The sequence below is a fragment of the Wolbachia endosymbiont of Madathamugadia hiepei genome, assembly GCF_013366855.1.
GTDB lineage: Bacteria > Pseudomonadota > Alphaproteobacteria > Rickettsiales > Anaplasmataceae > Wolbachia.
The window spans coordinates 1-6,738 of the sequence record NZ_WQMP01000049.1 but is presented as its reverse complement, the minus strand read 5'-3'; the positions used below and the strand labels follow the sequence as shown (position 1 = coordinate 6,738).

Annotated in this window: 6 protein-coding genes; 4 read left to right on the top strand and 2 right to left on the bottom strand. The window is 35.4% G+C overall.

Annotated elements, in window-relative coordinates; all coding sequences use genetic code 11:
* Nucleotides 1-228: 228 nt before the first annotated feature.
* Together tatC and gap are read right to left on the bottom strand one after the other, a co-directional pair.
* Nucleotides 229-996 (bottom strand): twin-arginine translocase subunit TatC, encoded by a 768-nt coding sequence (tatC, locus tag GO685_RS02625; protein WP_175937454.1) that lies wholly within the window; start codon nt 994-996, stop codon nt 229-231.
* Nucleotides 993-1,979, bottom strand: coding sequence for a type I glyceraldehyde-3-phosphate dehydrogenase (gap, locus tag GO685_RS02620; protein WP_175937453.1), 987 nt, complete (start codon nt 1,977-1,979; stop codon nt 993-995). Before gap ends, tatC begins: the two co-directional genes overlap by 4 nt.
* 562 nt (nt 1,980-2,541) lie before the next feature.
* On the opposite strand from gap, the gene pheT reads away from it, so the two are divergent.
* The 4 genes from pheT (at nt 2,542) to GO685_RS02600 (ending at nt 6,721) form a co-directional block, all read left to right on the top strand.
* The gene (pheT, locus tag GO685_RS02615) at nt 2,542-4,878 is read left to right on the top strand and encodes a phenylalanine--tRNA ligase subunit beta (RefSeq protein ID WP_175937452.1); all 2,337 of its coding nucleotides are present in this window, start codon (nt 2,542-2,544) and stop codon (nt 4,876-4,878) included.
* Nucleotides 4,879-5,018: 140 nt separating this feature from the next.
* Nucleotides 5,019-5,237 (top strand): DUF6290 family protein, encoded by a 219-nt coding sequence (locus GO685_RS02610; RefSeq protein ID WP_175937451.1) that lies wholly within the window; start codon nt 5,019-5,021, stop codon nt 5,235-5,237.
* The gene (locus tag GO685_RS02605) at nt 5,228-5,500 is read left to right on the top strand and encodes a type II toxin-antitoxin system RelE/ParE family toxin (protein WP_175937450.1); all 273 of its coding nucleotides are present in this window, start codon (nt 5,228-5,230) and stop codon (nt 5,498-5,500) included. The genes GO685_RS02610 and GO685_RS02605 overlap by 10 nt, the downstream gene beginning before the upstream one ends.
* A gap of 942 nt (nt 5,501-6,442) precedes the next feature.
* Nucleotides 6,443-6,721, top strand: a complete 279-nt coding sequence (locus tag GO685_RS02600; protein ID WP_175937449.1) for a hypothetical protein — start codon at nt 6,443-6,445, stop codon at nt 6,719-6,721.
* The last annotated feature ends 17 nt before the right edge of the window (nt 6,722-6,738 follow it).

Sequence of the window (6,738 nt, the reverse complement as noted above, 5' to 3'; positions counted from 1 at the left end):
AAGCTGAAACGCGCTTATAAGTCGTTTAAGACAGTATAGAACGTCAAATAGACAAGGGAGAATTTGAATACTAGCTGCCCTAGGGTTTTTTGTCATTAACCTGCACAGATTGTGAAGATAAACAAATAGCTTCAGTATCATTATAAGAGTAACGGCGAAGGTTGTCAAGTAGTTTTTTTGTTTCTGTCGAATCCAATACGCTGTTAAAAGCTATATGGTATGCAAACATCAAGCATTACTCTTTGTTTTCTTCTTCTCAGTATATCTGCAAACTAAAATGGACAATTCGTATAAAATCAACATTGGTACAGCAAGCCCTACTTGGCTCAATACATCCGGTGGAGTTAAGATTGCAGCAATAATAAAAATCACCACTATCGCAATTCTGCGCTTGTTCGACAAGCTTTGCGCGGTAAGCAGCCCAACTCTGACCATTAACGTGAGTATGACTGGAATTTGAAATGCAGTACCAAACGCAAACATGAATTGGAGAACAAGGTCTAAATATTCACTGACTGATGGCATAAACTCTATTGGTATACCGAAAGATTTGCCGCTATGTTCGAAAGCTATAAAAAACTTCCAGGCTAAAGGAAATATGTAGTAATAAACCACCGCGGCTCCCGTTATAAACAAAACTGGCGTTGCAATCAAGTATGGCAACAGCACTGCCCTTTCGCTTTTGTATAAGCCAGGTGCTAAAAACATATAAAATTGCCATGCAAACACGGGAAAAGAAAACAAAAACGCGCTCATTATTGCAACTCTGAGGTATACAAAAAACGCCTCTGTTAAGTCTGTATAGATTAGAGAAAAATCAACGCTATCTTTTGTAATTTCTATTAAAGGTGCAAGTAAAAAACGGTATATGCTTTCTTTAAAGTAGTAGCAAAAACCAAAAGCAATGCAAAAAAATAGAAAGCAAAAAATAACCCTTCTCCTGAGTTCTGTAAAGTGCTCATAAAATGAAGCATATTTGTTTGGGTTCTTATTCATACTCTATTATAGCACAATAATGCTATGTCTAACATTCTTAGCGAAAAAGCCCATTCATTATCGTACCACGCTGCAACTCTACAAATATCACCTGCAACGTATGTACCGGCTAGATCTACAATCGCACTATAGGGGTTATGAACAAAGTCTATTGAAACTAAAGGTTCCTTGCACACAGAAAGCACATCGTTTGTTGAATTCTCAAATATTTCATTTATTTCTTCAGCTATTGCTCTCTTATCGGTTGTAAATTTAAAATCAACCAGAGAAACATTGCTAACTGGAACCCTGATGGCAGTGCCATCTAGCTTTCCTTTTAACTTAGGAATGACAGAACCAATTGTTTTTGCAGCTCCAGTTGTTGTTGGTATCATAGATAAACCACAAGCCCTTGCTCTGCGTAAGTCCCTGTGATTACCGTCGATAATATTTTGATCATTCGTATAGGCATGTATAGTAGTCATGAAGCCGCTTTTTATACCTAAATTGGAGTGTAAAACCTGCACAACCGGAGCCAGGCAATTTGTAGTACAAGAACCAGCTGATATCACTTTGTGCTCTTTTTTGAGCATATCGTTATTCACACCATAAACTATAGTTACATCGGCATCTGAAACTGGAGCAGAGACAATTATTTTTGTCGCATTATGCCTTGTTGCTTCCGCATACCTGTTAAATGCACCTGTGCATTCAAGCACTACATCAACATTCCAAGGGATATTTTCAGGGTTCCGTTCTCTATATAGAGAAAATTTTCTGCCATTTATAGAAATCCAACTTTCAGATTCGTTACAATCAACATCACCACTGAATTTACCATGAACGGAATCATATTTTACTAGATGTGCATGCTGCTCAGCACTGAGTGACCCGTTCACTGCCACAACTTCTATCTGCTTATTATATTTTTCTATTTCGAAAATAGCACGCAATACGCTTCTGCCTATTCTGCCAAGACCGTTAACCCCTACACGAATTTTCATTTCTTCATTCAAAAAGTCTAATTATAGAGGATAAAGAACAAGAATTAAAAGATTTACATATAAAATTACCTAAACTCATTTCCTAATCCATAGTTAGAGTTATTAAATAACTTGACTTTACATGTTATCTTAATTATAATTTGATTTTTTAGCGAGGTATATCACGAATGAAATAGATTTTATCAACATTAATCAACCTCTAAACCTAGAACAGGAATTAGGCAACGGGTACATCAAATTAACAGATCGTTCCTTTAACGAAGGCACTGGCCATTATCACATGGAAAGCGAAAACTAGATGAAAGCTATCATACGATAGGAAACTTCACTATTGATACTTACATTTATAACTTCCATATAGATGACCAAAATATGAATACTAAACTCTACATGGAGATGGATTTAAAAGGTGATATGAGGAAGATAAATTCGCTACGCAAGGATATATAAAATTATAACAGCTTCTACATCATTGCTTGCGATGTAGAAGTATTCCACTACAACAAACTTTAAAAGCACTACATTTTATATTATAATAGCTTTTTTGTTTCTCTTTAGATCAATGAAATTCACATTACCTTGGTTGCTGGAGCACTTAGAAACCAATGCTAGTTTAGAAGAAATTACCGATAAGTTAACCCATATAGGACTGGAAGTAGAAGATGTGATCGACAATGCCAAGGTGGCTGGATTTGTTGTTGCAAAAGTATTAGAAGTTGCACCTCATCCAAACGCTGATAAATTAAAACTATGTAAAGTAGACGATGGAAGTAAAGTTCTGCAGATAGTTTGCGGAGCAAATAACGTCAGAGTAGGCATGAAAACTGTACTTGCATCTCTTGGTAACACATTGCCAGAAAGTGATTTTACAATTAAGCCTGTAAAAATACGAGGAGTGCTAAGTGAAGGAATACTCTGCTCTGCTTCTGAACTCGCGCTGGTACAAGAAGAAAGTGAAGGAATAATTGAGCTTTCTGATGATTATAAAGTAGGAGATAAATTTTTCAATTGCGATCCTGTAATTGATATAAACGTTACTCCAAACCGTGGAGATTGCCTAGGCGTTTACGGAATAGCGCGTGATTTGGCAGCAACTGGAGTTGGAACGTTAAAGACTTTAAGCATTCCACAACTTATTTGCTCTATAAGTTCACCGATCAACGTTAAAGTCACCGACGGGGAGAGCTTTATTAGTGGCATATACATTGCCAATGTAAAAAATAAAGAGAGCCCAAAATGGCTAAAAGATAGACTGCAATCGATAGGAATGTGCTGCATTTCTGCAATAGTTGATGTTACTAATTATATTATGATATCTTTTGGCCGCCCAATGCACGCATATGATGCAAAAAAGATAGAGGGAAAGCTTGTAGTACGCAAAGCAAATAGCGGAGAAAAATTCACTGGTTTAAACGATAAAGAATACTTATTAAACAAAGACATAAGCGTTATTTCTGATAATAAAAATATTCATGCAATTGCTGGAATTATAGGTGGCAAGTGTAGCGAGTGTACGCTTGAAACTACTGGTATCTTTTTAGAGTCTGCTTGGTTTGACCCTATCTCTACTACTAAATCTTCAAGGCAGCTCGGCATCCCCACAGATTCAAGCTACAGATTTGCACGTTCAGTCGACCCTGGATTTACCCTTGATGGACTAAGTCTTGCGACTCAGATGATCTTAGAGTTATGTGGTGGAGAAGCTTCAAGCGTGGTTTCTGCTGGCAGTTTGGATAGGGCTGACACCAAAGTGAACTTCAACTATCAAAACATAAACAAGTTTGGAAGTGTATCTGCATCACCTAACGAGACATTCGATATTTTAACAAAACTAGGGTTCAGCATTGATAAAAAAACTGAAAATAATTGGGATGTACAAGTACCAAGCTGGAGACCAGACGTAACCATATCGGCTGACCTAGTTGAAGAGGTAGTGAGAATATATGGCTATGATAAAATAAAGGAAGAGCCACTAACAGGAAATATTGAGACAGAAACCAGTGCTCAAGATGATTTGCGCATTTTAATGACAAGTAGAGGATTTCATGAAGTATTCACTTGGTCTTTTATGAGTGAATCAACAGCTGAAAAATTTGCTTACTCAAATAAGTTATTTATCATCGATAATCCATTTAATAACAACTTCAATATAATGAGACCAAGCATCATACCAAATTTATTGCAAGTCATCGCAGATAATATTGCCCATGGAACGTCTGACCTTGCAGTTTTTGAAATTGGACCAGTGTACGACAGCCTCAATCAGCCTAAGTATGTTTTAAGTGGAATTAGGTCAGGAAATAACTTGCCAAGAAACCATTATAATACCGACAGGAAAATAGATGTTTTTGACGCAAAGGCTGACCTTATAACAGCTTTGGAATTCTTTAATGTCAATTGTGATAATTTAACGATAGAGAGAGCAGAAAAAGAATATTACCACCCAGGGAAATCAGGTACCTTATCTTTTAGAAGTAAAATAGTTGGTCATTTTGGGGAACTGCATCCAAGCATACTGGATTTTTTTGGTATCAAGCAAAAAGTTGTAGGCTTTGAGTTGATATTAGAAGATATCGGAAATTTACCTGTAAGTAGAAAAAAATTTATCGATTATAAATATCAAAGTGTAAAACGCGACTTTGCGTTTATTGTAAATAAAGATGTAGCAGCAGGTAATATAATCAATATGGTGAAAAAAAGTTCAGAGCTCATCACGGAGGTTTTAGTGTTTGATGTATACCATGGAGATAGTATGGAACCGAACAAGATGTCCATAGCATTATCAGTTACTTTCTGCTCTCCAACTCACACTTTAACTGAAGAAGAAATCCAAAAAGAATCAAGTGCTATAGTTAACTTAGTACGTGAAAATACCAGAGGGATTTTGAGGTATAGCTAATTTTAACTTTGCAGCTATGAGCATCGCTAATAAAAGTTACTATATTTCATATAGTTATTCTACATATTAACAACTTTTTTTATTGAAAAATTCAGAAAGATATTGTAGAATTATTATAGTAATAGACTCCGGTAAAACTTATGGTAGATTCAAGATTTAGTATAACTTTCAACAATGAAATTTCAGAGTGTCTTGCTGGACTAGCTAAAATAAGAAACAAGTCCATTAGAGAACTAACAGAAGAGCTAATACAAGAAGCGATTGAAAATGAGGAAGATAAAATACTAATCGAACGCGCTGCTGAACTTAATGTTCCAGGTGCAGAAACAGTTGATCTAAAAGACGTCAAGTGGGACTAAAGCGCTATACGATTAAGTTCCTAAAAAATGTTAGTAAAAGGGATTTACCGATTTTTCCAAAGACAATAAAGTCAAGAGTTGAAGAAATAATAAAAGAGCGTCTTACAGTCAATCCAATTAATCTTGGTGAATTGTTGCGTTATAAATTCAAAGGACACAGAAGACTAAGAACCGGTGATTATCGTATTATATATCATGTAAATACCGTGAAATATGAAGTAACCATTGTTTCAATAAAACACAGAAAAGACATTTACGAGTAAGTACATCCAAAACTTTAAATATATTTTTATACAGCCCCTTCTCCTGATCCATTCCCTACTTAGGCGGCTTTGCTCAGCTCAAAAAATTGAGACTTTTTGGACCTTATATACTATTTAGATTAGCACAGTTTTTTTGAGTATCCTTCTTAACAAAAAAAATAGCCAGCAAATTCAATCATTTATAGTAAGTAATTATAGCTTTTCTTAAAATGCAAAATTTGCTTGATTTTATATTAAACACTGGTATAATTTAGCATTGTTATTAAAAGCTGGCAGTGGAAATGAAACTTGAAATGTCAGAAGAGAACAGTAAAAGAGTCTTATCTGGTGTAAAATGGATTATTAATGCTAGTCAAAACTATAAGCCAACTAGTTCTGGAAAAAAACTAATTAATGCTTTTTTACTTCTTCCAATTATTGTACCCACTGCTATAACGGGATCACTAATTGTTTGTACCTACTTCTTTTTGAGCGCTGTTAGTGCTCAAAAGGACGATTCTAAAATTGTCTAAGTTAGTAAAATTTTTAGCTGAATTCTAATCTATATTGCTGCTGCTGTGGTTCTAATTCCATGCACTATATTAAATCTAGTAATTTCACTTATACCATTCCTAATTTTTTGGGCTATCAATAAAGACATGTTCAACCAAAAAGACACAAATATAGAAGATAATTAAGATCAAACAGTAAATAAAGTTAAGGTGGACAATGATGAAGAGTACAGCAAACTTATTGAAGGAGAAGTTAATGAGTTAGGGCAACAAGATAACACAGAGCAGAATCAACCAACTACCAACTCATGCCAACCATTAACTAGTAATCCACCTACATAATCGACCAACTGTAAAAGTAATATCTCGAGTAGTAGATAACGCACAGGTTGTAGACCAAACTGCTATAGTAAAGGATATAAACAATGATGATATACGAGACGGTAAAGTGGTGGTTCGAATAGCTGGGGATGATAGTTGCCTTGGTATTGGTTGTGTTGCTTCCGGATATGATACTAATCAACACAAAGGTTTCGCTTTTGCTGGAGGGTTTTCACGTAAATTGGTTAAAGGTGGAGATGGAAAAGCAAGTGGAATAGACGTGGGATTTGGCTTAAGTGTGCGCACAGGAGCTAATAAACAAGAAGCAGAACGACCCCTAGTCTCTGTGAAAAAAGTTTATCATGAGAAAATAAGGAAAGATGTAGCAAAAACTGGTAGTTTAACTTAGCTAAAAATAGAGAAACT

Excerpts from the sequence above, each read along its gene's own strand:
- tatC (WP_175937454.1), bottom strand. The coding sequence starts at position 996 with ATGAATAAGAACCCAAACAAATATGCTTCATTTTATGAGCACTTTACA.
- gap (WP_175937453.1), bottom strand. The coding sequence starts at position 1,979 with ATGAAAATTCGTGTAGGGGTTAACGGTCTTGGCAGAATAGGCAGAAGC.
- pheT (WP_175937452.1), top strand. The coding sequence starts at position 2,542 with ATGAAATTCACATTACCTTGGTTGCTGGAGCACTTAGAAACCAATGCT.
- GO685_RS02610 (WP_175937451.1), top strand. The coding sequence starts at position 5,019 with ATGGTAGATTCAAGATTTAGTATAACTTTCAACAATGAAATTTCAGAG.